We start from the raw sequence: 14786 nt of genomic DNA on the forward strand, positions 1-14786 counted from the left end.
CCCAGGGAGGCCGATGATGAAGCCCCATCCGGCGACCGGCCGGCTGCTCTTCCCCCTGGTCGCGCTCGCCGTGATCGCGGCCGATCAGCTGAGCAAGGCGATGGCGCTGGCCGCCTGGAGCGGCACCGTGGGGCCGCAGGCCCGGTTCGGGCCGTTCTGCGCGCTGCTGGTGCGCAACACCGGGGTGGCCTTCGGGCTGGGCCAGAGCCGGCCCGCGCTGATCGTGGTGATCACGCTCGCGGGCGCGGTGGCCACGCTGGGCGCGGCCGGTGCCGGACTGCGGGTCCGCGGCCGGGGCGCGGCGCTGGGCCTGGGGCTGATCGCCGGGGGAGCGATGGGCAACGGCGCCGACCGGATGGTCCGGTCCCCGGGCCCGCTGCGCGGCGCCGTCATCGACTGGATCACGCTGGACGCGCGCGGGCCGGTCTTCAACCTCGCCGATGTGGCCCTGATCACCGGGACCCTGCTCACCGCGGCCCTGCTGCTGCGCAGACCCTCGCGCGCGTACGAACGGACCGCCCGCCCGGACACGAGCGGTCCGGGTGCGGGGCTCGATCCGGTGGCGGTCAGCCTCCCGCCTTGTGCACCGCGCCCTGATCGGCGTCCCGATCCGCCCCCGGCGCCGTCCCGGGGACCGTCTCCGTCTCCATCGCCTCGGCCGGGATCGTCTCCGTCCCCGGGATCGCCTCGTTCGGCATCGCCTCGGCCGGGATCGTCTCGGTCGGCATCGCCTCCGGCGGCACCGTCTCCGTCCCAGGGATCGGCTCCTGCGGCGCCCCCTCCGCCCCCGGCTCCCGGCTCTCCCGCTCCGCGAGGGACTCCGCGAAGTCCCTGAGCCGGTCCAGCACCGCCTCGTCGATCGTCGCGTGGGCGGCCAGCGCCTCGCTGATCCGCTGGTAGACGGCGAGCTCCCGGGCGCAGCGGTGGCACTCGGCCACATGGGTGCGCACCAGGGCCGCGGCCGGGGCGTCCAGCTCCCCGTCCAGATACGACTGGAGCATCGGCGCGCCCAGGGGACAGCGTGGGGTCCGGGGCCCGGCGTTCCGCGTGGTCCCCGTGGTGCGTGTGGTCCGCCACCATGTCCATCTGCTCATGCGCCACCTCGCTCCGATTCCACTCCCGCGGCCAGCAGCTGGTTCCGGATCCGCTTGCGCGCCCGGTGCAGCCTGCTCATCACCGTCCCCTTGGGGACGTCCAGCACCTGTGCGGCCTCCGCGTACGACAGTCCGTCCACATGCACCAGCCGCACCACCTGCTGGTCCCGCAGCGGAAGCGCCGTGAACGCGGCGTCCACTGCCTCGTCGAACGTCGTGTCCACCACCAGCTCCTCCGGTGTCGCGTCCCGGGCCGGGATCAGCCGCTCCAGCTCCGTGTCCGGGTCGTCGAGCAGCCGGGGCCGGCGCTGGCGGCGCCGGCTGACCTCCGCATGCCGCATGATCGTCAGCAGCCAGGCCCGTGGATGTCTCCCGTCAAAACGGCCGACTGCCCGGTACGCCCGTAGTAACGTGTCCTGCACGAGATCCTCGGCGTCGGCTCGCTGAGTGGTCAGTGACATGGCCACGCGCAGCAGCACCTCGACCTCGGGCAGCACATACTGAGCGAACATGCGCTGCTGATGGGCGTCCGGGTCAGCCACGGGGTGCCTCCTCGGATCCGGATCCCCCGGGGACGCGAAGCACGACATATCACACTCTGTGTAACATCTCGCTCACCGCGCCGCATGGGTTGATCGGCGATCCGAGTGGCAGGTCAGACGTTCGGGTGGCAGCTCAGACGTTCAGGGAGACCAGGCGCTTTCCGTCGGCCGTACGGACCTCGAAGCGTTCGATGTCGGAGCGCTTCATGCCCGCGCCGCCGTGCGCCCACAGCGGACCTCTCGCCTCCGCCTTGGGGCTGTCCTCGATCCCGTAGCCCCACTCGGGCACGGACCAGGTCATCATCGTCTGCTCATGGCCGTCCTTGGAGACCGCGATCAGGCTGCAGTCCAGGGGGCCCTTGAGGTTCTTCAGCCGGAGGACGGCGTCGGTGCCCCACATCTTGTCCTCCAGCGCGACCGCCGCGTTCACCTTGGTGCCCGGGTCGGTGCCCTGCACCTTGTCGGGCATTCCGGCGAAGAGGGCGCTCTCGCTGGGGGCGGCCGTGACGGAGCTGTCCGAGCCGCCGGAGGTGACCGCGATCGTGCCGACCGGGCCGCCGACGATCAGCACGGCCGCCGCCGCGACCAGGTAAAGACCGCGCCGCCGCCGCTTGGCGCGGGACGCGGCGACCTCGCCGACCATGCGGTTGAACAGGGCCGGACCGGGGCGCGCGGTGAGGGTCTCGATGGCGTTGGGAGTGGCGCTGAAGGCATGCGGAGTGTGGCCCGTGAGCTGGGTCCGCCCGGGGCTGCCGTGGATCCCGGGGATGTCGGCGGCCAGATCGGCCAGCAGTGGTTCCAGTCCGGTCAGCTCGTCCAGCTGCCGTCCGCACTGGTCGCAGCCGGCCAGATGCTCCTCGAAATAGGTGGCGTCCGCCTCGTCGAGCACGCCGAGCACATACGCGCCAACGGCGTCATGTCCCGGGTGGTGCGTCTGCGCTGTCATGCCGTTACTCCTCTCTCCTCGAGCGCGAGCTTCATCGAGCGCAGCGCGTAGAAGACCCGGGACCGTACCGTCCCGCTGGGTATGCCGAGGGTCTGGGCCGCCTCGTTGACGGTCCGCCCCTTGAAGTAGGTCTCGACCAGCACCTCGCGATGGGCGTCGCTGAGGTCCTGCATCGCGTCGGTCAGGGTCATGAGCCGCAGTGCACGGTCGATCTCGTCCTCCGCGGGCATGAGTTCCAACGGGGAGGGGTCGACCTCCTGCGGCCGGGCCTGCCGGCTGCGGTGTCCGTCGATCACGATCCGCCGGGCGACGGTGACCAGCCAGGGCCGGATGGAGCCGGTGGCCCGGGACAGCTGGTCGGCGTTCCGCCAGGCGCGCACCAGGGTCTCCTGGACGACGTCCTCCGCACGGTGCCGGTCGCCCGCGACCAGACGCAGTACGAACGCGAGCAACGGCCCGGCGTGCTCCTCGTAGAGCGCGCGCATGAGTCGCTCGTCCGGCGTACCACGCCTGGATCTTGACGGACGCTCATCGGCCACGGCGGCGTCGTCGTGCACCTGAACCTCCAGGACCTGACCTGAGTTGGACAACATCAACGGACGACTCCCGGTCTGAGCCCCGGGGGGGATCGGCGGCCATGTCGGCCTCTTCCCCCTTCACTACGCACGGGGGGAGGCAGCCGCTCAACGCGTCGCGAAGAATTTCCGATCAGGCGTCAGGGGGCGGGTGTCAGGCGCCAGGGGTCAGGGGTCAGCGGTGAGGTACGGGCGCGGAGAGGGGTCAGGAGACCATCGCGTTCAGCAGCAGGGGCTGCACCTTGCCGTCGAGCATCGCGCCGAGCCCCTCGACCGCGCAGACGTCGGGGTGGTCGGCGATGTTCAGCGGCATCCCGGTGGCCTCGCGCAGCATCGTGTCGAACCCGGGCAGCACCGCGCTGCCGCCCGCCAGCATGATGCCGCGGTCGGCGAGGTCGGCCACCAGATCGGGCGGACAGCGGCGCAGTACGGTGCCGATGGCGTCCAGCACCCCGGTCAGCGGGGTACGGATGGCGGTCCGTACGCCCTCGACATCGATCCGTACGGTCCGGGCGAGCCCCGTGGCCACGTCCCGGCCGTGCACCTCGGTGCTCTGTACGGCCTGGGCGCCGTCCGCGCCGCCCGCGCCGTCCTTGACGATCAGATGCAGCGGGCGGACGGCCTGGCTGGGCAGCATCAGCGCGTGCTCGTTGCGCAGATGCTGGATGACGGCGTGGTCCACGGTCTCGCCGCCCACCGGCACCCGCTCGGCGGCCACGATCGAGCCCAGCGACAGGACCGCGACCTGGGTGGTGGCCGCGCCGCACACCACGATCATCGTCGCCTCGGGCTGTTCCACCGGAAGACCGCAGCCCACGGCGGCGGCGATCAGGGTGTCGACCAGCTCGACCCGCTTGGCGCCGATCCCGGTGAGCGTCTCCATGGCGGCGCGCTGGGCGAGCGGATCGGCGTCGTGCTGGACGCAGACGGCGGCGCTCACCAGCGGACGGCGCCGCCATGCGCGGCGCAGCTTGTTGCCCAGCAGCAGCCGCAGCATCCGCTGGGCCATCTCGATGTCCACGACGGTGCCGTTGGAGACCGGCCGGACCACCCGGATATGCGCGGGCGTCCGCCCGGTCATCCGCTGCGCCAGCGCGCCGACCGCGATCAGCCCGCCGGTGTGGGTGTTCACGGCGGCCACGGTCGGCTCGTCGACGATGAGCCCGGTGCGCCTGAGGTAGACGCGCGTCCTGGCCGCGCCGAGGTCGACGGCGATGGAGCAGCGGCGCAGTGCCTCGAGGCTGATGGTCATGGCAGGTCTCCCCTGTGGGCGGCGTGGCGGGCCGCCGCCCGGCGGCCCTCCGCTCTCATCGTGTGGGGACGATCAGGCCCGCTGCCCGTGGGGCTGAGCCGGTCGGGGGAGCGACTGCCCCCTGGGCTCCGCGCGGTGGATCTTCGCGGGCCCGCGACTCCTGGCGCGGCGCGCCCCCGGTTACGGCCGGCCCGCTGTGGCCGCGCCCCGCATCGGATGCCGGATGCCGGATGCCCCGGGCGTCAGCCGCTGATGTCGCGGGCGCGAAGATCCACCGGCGAGGACCCGGGCCGTCTACTTCGCGTCCGCGTAGCACTCCACCGCCGCCATGGTGAAGGGGAACCGCACCGGGGTCGGTCCGAAGGCGATCCGGCCGGCCGTCTCGCCCGCCTCCGCGATCGCCTCCCGGACCGCGTCGGCCTCCGTCTCGGGGCAGTGCACGATCACCTCGTCGTGCTGGAAGAAGACGATCTCCGCGCGCAGCCCCGCCCCGGTCAGCGACCGCCGCAGCGCGGCGAGCATCAGCAGGGCCCAGTCGGCGGCGCTGCCCTGCACCACGAAGTTCCGGGTGAAGCGGCCCCGGGCGCGGGCGCTCGCCGTGCTGCCGTACGACGGCTCCTCCTGGTCCCGCGGCAGCCCCGCCTCGTCGGCCGTCTCCTCGGCGGCGCCGCCCACGGGCGGGCAGGTGCGGCCCAGCCAGGTGCGCACCAGCCGGCCCTCCTCACCCGCGCGGGCCGCGTCGTCCACGTACGCCACCGCCGCCGGGAAGCGCCGCCGCAGGGCCGCGAGGTGCTTCAGGCCGTCGCCGGAGGTCTGGCCGTAGACCGCGCCCAGCAGTGCCAGCTTGGCCTGGTCGCGCCGGCCGGAGAAGGCGCGGTCGGACAGCGTCGCGTACAGGTCCCGGCCGCTGCCCGCGACCTCCATCAGACCGGGGTCGCGGGAGATCGCGGCGAGCACCCGGGGCTCCATCTGGTCGGCGTCGGCCACCACCAGCCGCCACCCCGGATCCGCCACCACCGCGCGCCGCACCACCTTGGGGATCTGCAGCGCTCCGCCGCCGTTGGTGGTCCAGCGGCCGGAGACGGTGCCGCCGGGCAGATACTCGGGGCGGAAGCGGCCCTCGCGCACCCAGGACTGGAGCCAGGCCCAGCCGTGGGCGGTGTGCAGCCGGTAGAGCTTCTTGTAGCGCAGCAGCGGCTCCACGGCGGGGTGGTCGATCCGCTCCAGCTCCCAGGCGCGGGTCGAGCCGAGCGCGATGCCCGCGCGGGCGAACGCCTTGACGACCTCGGCGGGCAGATCGGGCCGCACCCGGGTGCCGAAGGCGCGCGACACCTCGTCGGCCAGCTCGGCCAGCCGCCGCGGCTCCAGACCGCCCGGATAGCGCTCGCCGAGCAGCTCGTCCAGCAGCTCCCGGTGGCGGTCGGCCCGCCACGGCACCCCGGCGCGCCGCATCTCGGCGGCGATCAGCATCCCGGCGGACTCGGCGGTGGTCAGCAGCCGCATCCGGTCCGGGTACTCGGCCGCGTCCGTACGGACCAGCTGGCCCGCGTACACCTCGAGCAGCGCGTCCAGCGGATCGGTGCCCGGCGGCAGCGGCGGCGGACCGGGCTCGAACAGCGACGGCTGGCCCCCGGCCGCCCGGGGCGGCGGGTCCTCGGGGACGGGCAGCCCGCGCAGCCGCGCACGGGCGGCGGCGAGTGACCGCGGCGCGCCCGAGCGCCCCTCATGGCCGAGGAGCAGCGCCTCGGCCGCCTCGATGTCATAGGCCCGCTCGACCCGGACCCCGGCGGCCAGCAGCCGTGGATAGACCTCGGCGGTGGACCGCCACACCCACCGGTCGGCCTCGGGGCGGGACCGCACGGCCTCGGCGATCCCGCCCTGCTCCGCCGTGACCTCGACGACCGGTCCGGCGGCCCTTCCCCCGGGGTCGAGCGGGCAGAGACGAACACCCCCGTGGTCCGTCTCCGCCGCCGCCCATCTCATGCCCGGGATTCTGGCAGGGGGGTGTGACATCGCTCCGATGTCCGAGGCCCGCTCAACCCTGAGGGGGACCCGGACGTCATTCATGACGACTGCTCTTCTTCACTCCGGGCAGAAGATCCCGGGTGTCGGGTGATCATGCCGATACGCATGGTGCACGTGCATCTGCCTGTGCATCTACCTGCGCATACGCAGATGCATTTGCCCATGCGTTCGCAAAGGAACGCAGCTATGATCCCGGACAGTTGACAGCTGCACGCATGCACGAACAGTGGAGAAGCCCTGTGCGCGACCACCCCTACAACGGCATGGCGGCCGCGGACCTCCGGGGAGTCGTCTGGCAGAAGAGCAGACACAGCAACTCCCAGGGGTCGTGTGTCGAGTTCGCCAAGCTGCCCGGTGGGGACGTGGCCGTCCGCAACTCCCGGTTCCCCGACGGACCGGCGCTGATCTACACCCCGGCCGAGGTCGAGGCGATGCTGCTCGGGGCGAAGGACGGCGAGTTCGACCATCTGGCGCACGATCCGGCAGGTCTGGGCTGATCGCCGCGGACGCGCGACACTGGTAGTGGCGATCGGGGGGACCCGACCCATGTGAGACGGCGATGAACGGCTCGGTCCGTGTCGGACGTGTACTCGGGGTACCACTGCGGATGCACTGGAGCGTCCCGGTGCTGATAGTGCTGCTCGCTTACGGGCTCGGCCGCGAGACGCTGCCCGCGTGGACCCCCGGCCGGACCGGTGCCGTCTACGCCGTCGCCAGTGTCGTCGGCGCCGCGCTGCTGATGGGCAGCCTGCTGCTGCACGAGGCCGCGCACGCGGTCGCCGCCCGCAGAAGGGGCGTCTCGGTGGAGGACGTGACGCTCTGGGCGCTTGGCGGCATGACCAAGATGGGACGGCCCCGCACCGCCGGGGTCGCGTTCTGGGTGGCCGTCATCGGGCCGCTCACCAGCCTGGTCATCGGCGGTGTCGCGGTCGGCGCAGGGATCGGGGTGCACGCGCTCACCGGATGGGGTGTGCCCACGGCCGTGCTGATCTGGCTGGGCTGGGCCAATCTGCTGCTGGGCGTCTTCAATCTGCTGCCCGCCGCGCCGCTGGACGGCGGACGGGTGGTGCAGGCCGTGATCTGGTGGCGCACCGGGGACCGGGAGCGCGCCGAGCGGGCGGCGGGGCGCAGCGGCCAGATCCTCGGTGTGGTGCTCATCGCCGCCGGCTGGATCTCCTTCCTGCGCGGGAACAACGGCGGGCTGTGGCTCTCGCTCATCGGCCTCTTCATGGTGATCATCGCCAACGCGGAGCGGCAGCGGGCCGGGGTCAACACGGCGCTGCGCGGGGTGCGGGTGGTGGACGCGATGTCGGCGCCGGTGGCCGCCGGGGCCGACTGGCTGACCGTGGGGCGGTTCATCGACGACGTGGCGGCCCACGCCCGGCACTCGGTGATGCCACTGCTGGACTTCGAGGGCCGGCCGAGCGGGGTCGTCCAGCTGCGCGCGCTCGCGGCGGTGCCGGCCGAGGCCCGGGAGGAGCGGCGGGTGCGCGATGTGGCGATACCGCTGGCGCGGTGCACCGTGGCCGTGCCCGATGAGCTGCTGAGCGAGGTGCTGGAGCGGGCGCGTCCGGGTGGCGGCGCGCTGCCGGTGCTGGTGGTGGACCACGGGCGGCTGGAGGGGATCGTCACGATGCACGATGTGAACCGGCTCTTCCAGCTGCACGGCCTGGGCATCACCACGGCCCCGCCGGAGTCGACCCACCCATGACGGGCGGTGGCGTATGCCTGCGCGTCCCCAAGCGTCCCTGCGCGTCCCTAGGCGTCCCTGCGGGTTCCTGCCGCGTCCCTAGGTGTCCCCAGGCGTCCCTGCGCGTTCCTGCCCCGTCCCTACGCGTCGGGGAGCCGGAAGACGGCCCAGACGATCTTGCCGCGCGGGGTGCCCGCCAGCGGCTGCCAGCCCCAGCCGTCCGTGAAGGACTCCACCAGATGGAGCCCGCGCCCGGACTCCTCGCCGCACCCCGCCTCGCCCGCCACCGGCCCCACCTCGCTGGGGTCGCGTACGGCGCACACCAGCCGTGAGGGGCCGCGCATCAGATGGAGCCGCACCGGCCGCTCCGGCTCACCGGTCGCCGCGGTGCCGGACAGGGCGTGCCGGAGGGCGTTGGTGACCAGTTCGGAGACGACGAGCGCCACTTCGTCGAGGAGTTCGGGGATGTTCCACTGCCGCAGGGTCGAGCCGGTGAACTGCCGGGCCCCCTTGACCGCTTCATAGCGGGCGGGCAGGGCGCAGGAGACGGATCCGGAGACGGCGGAGGGATCGATGGCGGCAAGCCCTTGCCACAAGGGTTCCAGCAGGGTCGAACCTTCGCTCCCCATGCGAGCACTCCTGCATCCGTGGCCGTGACGAACTCTGGCCAGATTTCGTACCAGCTAGCACGTGCGCACACCCTATGGTTCCGAATGCGCACGTCAGATGCAAGGGCAAATGCACGTGCACGTGAGCGGGTTGGTCCGATCCGCTCGGTTTTGCCAGTATTTCTGACTCCGTACACTGACGTGCGTCATCGGGTTGAGTGACGAAGCGCCTACGGCGTGAAGCCCGAACAGTGGCAGACTTCGCCCTCAGGGGCTGCGGGGGCGCCGTTCGCAAGGATGCTTTCCGTACAGGGAGGATCGCGGAAATGGCCGCAGGCGAGTCGAGTGGATCGGTGGTGCGCCGCATCCTCCTGGGCTCTCAACTCAGGCGGTTGCGCGAAGACCGCGGCATCACCCGCGAGGCGGCGGGCTATTCGATCCGGGCTTCCGAATCCAAGATCAGCCGGATGGAGCTGGGCCGGGTGAGCTTCAAGGCGCGGGACATCGAGGATCTGCTGACGCTGTACGGAGTCACCGACGACGCGGAGCGCGCGGCGCTGCTCGGGCTCGCCCGCGAGGCCAATGTCGCCGGGTGGTGGCACAGCTACGGCGATGTGCTCCCCGGCTGGTTCCAGACGTACGTCGGCCTGGAGGGCGCCGCCTCCGATATCGCCTGCTACGAGGTCCAGTTCATCCACGGTCTGCTCCAGACCGAGGGCTACGCCCACGCCGTGGTCACCCGCGGGCAGCCGCAGGCGTGCTCCGACGAGGTGGACCGGCGGGTGGCGCTGCGGCTGGAGCGGCAGAAGCTGCTGGTCTCCGAGCGCGCCCCGGCGTTCCACGTGGTCCTGGACGAGGCCGCGCTGCGCCGCCCGTACGGCGGACGCGGTGTGATGTCCGCCCAACTGCGCCATCTGGTCACGGTCTCCGAACAGCAGAACGTGAGGCTCCAGGTGATGCCGTTCTCCTTCGGCGGGCACGCGGGGGAGAGCGGGGCGTTCACCCGGCTGCGCTTCCCGGAGTCCGACCTCCCCGACATCGTCTATCTGGAGCAGCTCACCAGCGCGCTCTATCTGGACAAGCGCGATGAAGTCGCGCATTACGAGCGGGTGTTGGAGCGGCTCGGTGCGGACAGCCTCTCTCCCGAGGAGAGCCGGGATTTGCTCCGGGCGCTCCTTCACGACGCCTGACCCGTCAGTAGGATGACGTGTGGTCAGGAATACCCCCCACACGTGCGCGGCTGTCGGGGACCGGCACCGCGTCCTGAAGATAGGGATGGCATGTCCTACTTCTCCGAGTTGGCACTTCAGTTCATCGACGGCGAGTGGCGCGGCGGAAGCGGTTCCTGGGACATCGTCGACTTCAACCCCTACAACGGGGAGAAGCTGGCCTCCATCACCGTGGCGACCGTCGAGGAGGTGGACCTGGCCTACCGGGCGGCCGAGCGGGCGCAGCCGGAGTGGGGCGCCACCAACCCCTACGCGCGGCGGGCGGTCTTCGAGCGGGCGCTGCGGATCATCGAGGACCGCGAGAAGGAGCTCTCCGAGACGATCATCGCGGAGTGCGGCGGCACCCATGTGAAGGCGGGCTTCGAGCTGCACCTCGCCAAGGAGTTCCTGCGCGAGGCGATCCACCTGGCGCTGCGGCCCGAGGGCCGCATCCTGCCGTCGCCGGTGGACGGCAAGGAGAACCGCCTCTACCGGCTGCCGGTGGGCGTGGTCGGCGTCATCAGCCCGTTCAACTTCCCCTTCCTGCTGTCGCTGAAGTCGGTGGCCCCCGCGCTGGCCCTCGGCAACGCCGTCGTCCTCAAGCCGCACCAGAACACCCCGGTCTGCGGCGGCGGTCTGGTCGCCAGGATCTTCGAGGAGGCCGGGCTGCCCGCCGGGCTGCTCAATGTCGTGGTCACCGACATCGCGGAGATCGGCGACGCCCTGATCGAGCACCCCATACCGAAGGTGATCTCCTTCACCGGCTCGGACAAGGTCGGCCGGCATGTCGCCACCGTGGCCGCCTCCCACTTCAAGCGCACGGTTCTGGAACTGGGCGGCAACAGCGCGCTCGTCGTGCTGGACGACGCCGACCTGGACTACGCGGTGGACGCGGCCGTCTTCAGCCGCTTCGTCCACCAGGGGCAGGTCTGCATGGCGGCCAACCGGGTGCTGGTGGACCGGGCGGTCGAGCGGGAGTTCACCGAGAAGTTCGTGGCCAAGGTGGAGACCCTGAAGGTGGGCGATCCGGTCGACCCCACCACCCATATCGGCCCGCTGATCAACGAGGGCCAGGCCGAGGCGATCACCCAGCTCGTGGACCAGACGATCGCCGAGGGGGCCACCGCGCTGGTGCGCGGGCGGACCGAGGGCACCCTGATGGGGCCGACCGTGCTCAGCGGGGTCCCGGAGGGCTCGGCGATCCTCGGCCAGGAGATCTTCGGCCCGGTGGTGACGCTGATTCCGTTCGACGGCGACGACGAGGCCGTACAGATCGCCAATGACACCGACTACGGGCTCAGCGGGGCCGTGCACACCGCCGATATAGAGCGCGGGGTGCGGTTCGCCCGGCGGATCCACACCGGCATGATCCATGTGAACGACAGCACGGTCCACGACGAGCCGATCGTGCCGTTCGGCGGGGAGAAGCACTCCGGTCTCGGGCGGCTCAACGGGGAGTCGATGATCGAGGACTTCACCACCACCAAGTGGATCTCCATACAGCACGGCCGGAGCCAGTTCCCGTTCTGAAGGAACGGGGTCGGCTCGCGGACAGAAGCTGACCGCAAGCCTTCCTAACGTGGGGTTCATCGAAGGGCGCCGGACCCGGGCGCCCTCCAGATGAGAGGCGGCAGCCATGCCCGTGATCGTGAACCCCGAGGCCTGTCAGAACGAGTGCGGCGCGCTGCTGGTGTACCTGGACGCACAGCGCGGCGGCATCCGGCGCTCGGTGCACGGCCTGACCGAGGAGCAGGCCCGCAGCGTCCCCAGCGCGAGCGCGCTCTCGCTGGCCGGGGTGCTCAAGCACGTGGTCACGGGCGAGCGCGGCTGGCTGCGCGTCCTCCAGGGCAAGGCGGGGGACCCCAAGGACCAGATGGCCGAGTGGGAGCACACCTTCGAGCCCACCGAGGACGAGACGGTGGAGGCGCTGCTCGCCCTGTACGACGAGGTGGCGCGGGAGACCGAGGAGGCCGTACGGGCCCTGCCGTCGCTGGACGAGACCTTCGAGGCGCTCCGGCTCCCCTGGGACGAGGGCGGCACCCGCACCTGGCGCTGGGCGGTCCTCCACCTGATCGAGGAGGTGGCCCGGCACGCCGGTCACGCCGACATCATCCGCGAGACGATCGACGGCAAGGGCGCCTTCGACCTCGTCTTCGAGACGGGGGCGATGCCGGAGCCCGACTGGTCGGTCCTGGAGCGGTGATCCGCCCGGCCCGCCGACCCCCTAGCCTGGTCATCGCGGGGGTCGGGACCAGGATGGAGACGAGCGGGCGATGTCAGCGATCCGGCTGCTGGTGCTGGGGGCCGTGCGCCAGCACGGGCGGGCGCACGGCTATCAGGTCCGTAACGACCTGGAGTTCTGGGGCGCGCACGAGTGGTCCAACGCCAAACCCGGGTCCATCTACCACGCGCTGAAGCAGATGGCGAAGCAGGGGCTGATGCGCGCGCACGACGTCGCGCCGAGCACGGTCGGCGGGCCGCCGCGGACCGAGTACGAGCTGACCGAGGCGGGCGAGGAGGAGTACTTCCGGCTGCTGCGGGAGGCGCTGCTGCGCCATGACCAGAAGATCGACGAGCTGACGGCCGGGGTGGGTTTCATCGTGGACCTGCCACGGGACGAGGCGATCGCCCTGCTCAAGCGGCGGGTGGCGGCGCTGGAGGAGTGGCGGGCCGAGGTGACCCGGCACTGGACGCCACCGGACGGCACCCCCGAGGAGTGGGGCCATATCGGCGAGATCATGAAGTTCTGGGTGCACTCCGCGGACAGCGGCGCGGAGTGGACCCGTGGGCTGGTCGAGCGGCTCGAGGGCGGGGCGTATGTGATGGCGGGCGAGGGGGAGCGCTCGGTGGAGGTGCTGCCGGACGGCGTCACCAACCCGTACGCCGAAGCGCCCGGCGAGGACTGAGGCGACACCATGCGGCTCGAGGGCGGCTGACGGCCGCCCCTGTCTCAATCGAGCGTAAGCAAGTTTGACTAGCTGGGGCTCGGGCAGTACCTTCCGGCATGCGTAGTCAAACTTGACTACGCGGTACGGAGAAGAGCATGAGGGAGAGGGGAAGACCTTGGCCGACAGCGATCCCGCGATCGTCGTCGAGGGACTGCGGAAGACCTACCGGGACAAACAGGCCCTCGCCGGACTCGATCTGACCGTCCCGCAGGGCACCGTGCACGCCGTGCTCGGCCCCAACGGCGCGGGCAAGACCACCTGCGTACGGATCCTGGCCACCCTGCTGCGGCACGACGGCGGCCGGGCCGAGGTCGCCGGGTACGACGTGCTGCGCGACCCCGACGAGGTCCGCTACCGCATCGGCCTGGTCGGCCAGCACGCCGCGGTGGACGAGGAGCTGAGCGGACGGCAGAACCTGGAGATGTTCGGCCGCCTCTACCACCTGGGCGGCCGCCGGGCGGCGGCCCGCGCGGACGAGTTGCTGGAGCGGTTCGGCCTCGCCGGAACCGGCACCAAGGCCGTCGGCCGGTACAGCGGCGGGATGCGCCGCAGGCTGGACCTCGCGGCGAGCCTCATCATGCGGCCGCGGATCCTCTTCCTGGACGAGCCGACCACCGGGCTCGACCCCCGGGGCCGTACGGAGGTGTGGAACGCGGTCCGCTCGCTGGTGGACGGCGGTACGACCGTGCTGCTCACCACCCAGTACCTGGAGGAGGCGGACCAACTCGCCGACCGCGTCTGCGTGATCGACGGCGGACGGGCCATCGCCGACGGGACCGCCGACGAGCTCAAGGCCCGGCTCGGCGGGGACCGTATCGAGGTGGTGCTGCGCGACGCGGGCCAACTGACCGCCGCCGCCTCGGTCGTGGCCGGGGCGACCGGCGCCGCCGAGGTCGCGACCGACCCCGACCGGCGGCGGCTCGGCGCGCGGGTCACCGACCGGGTGGCCGTGCTGACGGAGACCGTGAGGGCGCTGGCGGCGGCCGGGATCGAGGCGGAGGACATCGTGCTGCGCCGCCCCACGCTCGACGAGGTCTTTCTGCACCTCACCGGGGAGCCGAGCACGGCGGACACGGCCATGACGGACACTGCCGGGGAGGAGACCCTCGTATGACCACCGCGACCCTCATCGACTCCTGGACCATGACCCGCCGTGGACTCGCCCACTGGGCCCGGCAGCCCGTCCAGGTCGCCGTCCAGCTGGTCTTCCCGGTGATGATGCTGGTGATGTTCGCCTACTTCCTCGGCGGCGGGATGACCGTCCCGGGCGGCGGCGACTACAAGGAGTACCTGGTGCCCGGCACGTTCGCGCTCACCATGGTGTTCGGCCTCGAAGGGACGATGCTCGCCATCACCCAGGACCTCAACAAGGGCGTCATCGACCGCTTCCGCTCGATGCCGATGGCCCGCTCGGCGGTTCTGGTCGGGCGCAGTGCGCTGGACATGCTCCAGTCGGCGCTCGGGCTGCTCGTCCTCCTCGGGGTCGGGCTCGCGATGGGCTGGCGCTGGCACGGCGGGCCCGGCGACGCGCTGCTCGCCGTCGGGCTGCTGCTGTGGCTGCGCTTCGCGATGCTGTGGCTCGGCATCTTCCTGGGCATGGCCGCCGGGCGCCCGGAGATGGTGCAGGCCGTGCAGATCCTGGTCTGGCCGCTGGGCTTCCTCTCCAACGTCTTCGCCTCGCCCGAGACCATGCCCGGCTGGCTCGGCGCCGTCGCGGTCTGGAACCCGATGTCGGCGACGGCCACGGCGATCCGCGAGCTGTTCGGCGGCCCCGGTGGCGGTGGTGACTCCTGGGCCGCGGACCACGCCCAACTCCTCGCCGTCTGCTGGCCGCTGGCGCTGATCGCGGTCTTCCTCCCGGCCGCGGTGCGGCGTTACGGGCGGCTCAGCCGCTGACA

At 71.9% G+C, this 14786-nt stretch carries 15 protein-coding genes and 1 pseudogene; 9 read left to right on the forward strand and 7 right to left on the reverse strand.

Annotated features, from left to right (window positions below):
• Positions 1-100 precede the first annotated feature (100 nt).
• Positions 101-421: pseudogene (locus J2Z30_RS51825) on the forward strand (signal peptidase II); the annotation flags it as partial.
• A gap of 145 nt (positions 422-566) precedes the next feature.
• On the opposite strand, the gene J2Z30_RS31865 reads toward J2Z30_RS51825, so the two are convergent.
• The 6 genes from J2Z30_RS31865 to J2Z30_RS31890 all read right to left on the reverse strand — a co-directional run bounded on the left by J2Z30_RS31865 (position 567) and on the right by J2Z30_RS31890 (position 6392).
• A complete protein-coding gene (locus J2Z30_RS31865) occupies positions 567-1094 on the reverse strand; it encodes an anti-sigma factor family protein (RefSeq protein ID WP_078956801.1) in 528 nt (175 codons plus the stop codon).
• Positions 1091-1636: an RNA polymerase sigma factor gene (locus J2Z30_RS31870; protein WP_107073332.1), complete on the reverse strand. Its 546-nt coding sequence runs from the start codon at positions 1634-1636 to the stop codon at positions 1091-1093. The genes J2Z30_RS31865 and J2Z30_RS31870 overlap by 4 nt, the downstream gene beginning before the upstream one ends.
• Before the next feature lie 133 nt (positions 1637-1769).
• Positions 1770-2582, reverse strand: a complete 813-nt coding sequence (locus tag J2Z30_RS31875; protein WP_044573212.1) for a zf-HC2 domain-containing protein — start codon at positions 2580-2582, stop codon at positions 1770-1772.
• Entirely contained in the window at positions 2579-3175 is a 597-nt protein-coding gene (locus tag J2Z30_RS31880; protein ID WP_078956802.1) for a sigma-70 family RNA polymerase sigma factor, read from the reverse strand. Before J2Z30_RS31880 ends, J2Z30_RS31875 begins: the two co-directional genes overlap by 4 nt.
• 187 nt (positions 3176-3362) lie before the next feature.
• Positions 3363-4409: a rod shape-determining protein gene (locus J2Z30_RS31885; RefSeq protein ID WP_044573214.1), complete on the reverse strand. Its 1047-nt coding sequence runs from the start codon at positions 4407-4409 to the stop codon at positions 3363-3365.
• Between the two features lie 294 nt (positions 4410-4703).
• The gene (locus J2Z30_RS31890; RefSeq protein WP_044573217.1) at positions 4704-6392 is read right to left on the reverse strand and encodes a bifunctional 3'-5' exonuclease/DNA polymerase; all 1689 of its coding nucleotides are present in this window, start codon (positions 6390-6392) and stop codon (positions 4704-4706) included.
• A 257-nt stretch (positions 6393-6649) separates the two neighbouring features.
• Between J2Z30_RS31890 and J2Z30_RS31895 the strand changes: the two genes are divergently transcribed.
• A complete protein-coding gene (locus J2Z30_RS31895) occupies positions 6650-6931 on the forward strand; it encodes a DUF397 domain-containing protein (protein WP_044573220.1) in 282 nt (93 codons plus the stop codon).
• Between the two features lie 62 nt (positions 6932-6993).
• Positions 6994-8145, forward strand: a complete 1152-nt coding sequence (locus J2Z30_RS31900) for a site-2 protease family protein (RefSeq protein WP_044573228.1) — start codon at positions 6994-6996, stop codon at positions 8143-8145.
• A 119-nt stretch (positions 8146-8264) separates the two neighbouring features.
• Here the strand turns inward: J2Z30_RS31900 and J2Z30_RS31905 are convergent, their stop codons facing one another.
• Positions 8265-8753, reverse strand: coding sequence for an ATP-binding protein (locus J2Z30_RS31905; protein ID WP_209468924.1), 489 nt, complete (start codon positions 8751-8753; stop codon positions 8265-8267).
• A 305-nt stretch (positions 8754-9058) separates the two neighbouring features.
• On the opposite strand from J2Z30_RS31905, the gene J2Z30_RS31910 reads away from it, so the two are divergent.
• The 6 genes from J2Z30_RS31910 to J2Z30_RS31935 all read left to right on the forward strand — a co-directional run bounded on the left by J2Z30_RS31910 (position 9059) and on the right by J2Z30_RS31935 (position 14784).
• Entirely contained in the window at positions 9059-9922 is an 864-nt protein-coding gene (locus tag J2Z30_RS31910; protein ID WP_044573230.1) for a Sco1979 family transcriptional regulator, read from the forward strand.
• Between the two features lie 90 nt (positions 9923-10012).
• A complete protein-coding gene (locus tag J2Z30_RS31915) occupies positions 10013-11470 on the forward strand; it encodes an aldehyde dehydrogenase family protein (RefSeq protein ID WP_044573233.1) in 1458 nt (485 codons plus the stop codon).
• Positions 11471-11576: 106 nt separating this feature from the next.
• Positions 11577-12143, forward strand: coding sequence for a DinB family protein (locus tag J2Z30_RS31920; RefSeq protein WP_044573237.1), 567 nt, complete (start codon positions 11577-11579; stop codon positions 12141-12143).
• 70 nt (positions 12144-12213) lie between these two features.
• Positions 12214-12846, forward strand: coding sequence for a PadR family transcriptional regulator (locus J2Z30_RS31925; RefSeq protein WP_044573241.1), 633 nt, complete (start codon positions 12214-12216; stop codon positions 12844-12846).
• 157 nt (positions 12847-13003) lie between these two features.
• Complete coding sequence (locus J2Z30_RS31930; RefSeq protein ID WP_044573246.1) at positions 13004-14002, forward strand: daunorubicin resistance protein DrrA family ABC transporter ATP-binding protein; 999 nt, start codon at positions 13004-13006, stop codon at positions 14000-14002.
• The gene (locus J2Z30_RS31935; protein WP_044573249.1) at positions 13999-14784 is read left to right on the forward strand and encodes an ABC transporter permease; all 786 of its coding nucleotides are present in this window, start codon (positions 13999-14001) and stop codon (positions 14782-14784) included. The genes J2Z30_RS31930 and J2Z30_RS31935 overlap by 4 nt, the downstream gene beginning before the upstream one ends.
• Positions 14785-14786: the final 2 nt, after the last annotated feature.

This window comes from Streptomyces iranensis (assembly GCF_017874715.1).
In the GTDB taxonomy this organism is placed as follows: Bacteria; Actinomycetota; Actinomycetes; order Streptomycetales; family Streptomycetaceae; genus Streptomyces; species Streptomyces iranensis.

Excerpts from the sequence above, each read along its gene's own strand:
- J2Z30_RS31905 (WP_209468924.1), bottom strand. The coding sequence starts at position 8,753 with ATGGGGAGCGAAGGTTCGACCCTGCTGGAACCCTTGTGGCAAGGGCTT.
- J2Z30_RS31910 (WP_044573230.1), top strand. The coding sequence starts at position 9,059 with ATGGCCGCAGGCGAGTCGAGTGGATCGGTGGTGCGCCGCATCCTCCTG.
- J2Z30_RS31885 (WP_044573214.1), bottom strand. The coding sequence starts at position 4,409 with ATGACCATCAGCCTCGAGGCACTGCGCCGCTGCTCCATCGCCGTCGAC.
- J2Z30_RS31925 (WP_044573241.1), top strand. The coding sequence starts at position 12,214 with ATGTCAGCGATCCGGCTGCTGGTGCTGGGGGCCGTGCGCCAGCACGGG.
- J2Z30_RS31880 (WP_078956802.1), bottom strand. The coding sequence starts at position 3,175 with ATGTTGTCCAACTCAGGTCAGGTCCTGGAGGTTCAGGTGCACGACGAC.
- J2Z30_RS31890 (WP_044573217.1), bottom strand. The coding sequence starts at position 6,392 with ATGAGATGGGCGGCGGCGGAGACGGACCACGGGGGTGTTCGTCTCTGC.
- J2Z30_RS31875 (WP_044573212.1), bottom strand. The coding sequence starts at position 2,582 with ATGACAGCGCAGACGCACCACCCGGGACATGACGCCGTTGGCGCGTAT.
- J2Z30_RS31935 (WP_044573249.1), top strand. The coding sequence starts at position 13,999 with ATGACCACCGCGACCCTCATCGACTCCTGGACCATGACCCGCCGTGGA.
- J2Z30_RS31915 (WP_044573233.1), top strand. The coding sequence starts at position 10,013 with ATGTCCTACTTCTCCGAGTTGGCACTTCAGTTCATCGACGGCGAGTGG.
- J2Z30_RS31865 (WP_078956801.1), bottom strand. The coding sequence starts at position 1,094 with ATGAGCAGATGGACATGGTGGCGGACCACACGCACCACGGGGACCACG.
- J2Z30_RS31920 (WP_044573237.1), top strand. The coding sequence starts at position 11,577 with ATGCCCGTGATCGTGAACCCCGAGGCCTGTCAGAACGAGTGCGGCGCG.
- J2Z30_RS31895 (WP_044573220.1), top strand. The coding sequence starts at position 6,650 with ATGCACGAACAGTGGAGAAGCCCTGTGCGCGACCACCCCTACAACGGC.
- J2Z30_RS31900 (WP_044573228.1), top strand. The coding sequence starts at position 6,994 with ATGAACGGCTCGGTCCGTGTCGGACGTGTACTCGGGGTACCACTGCGG.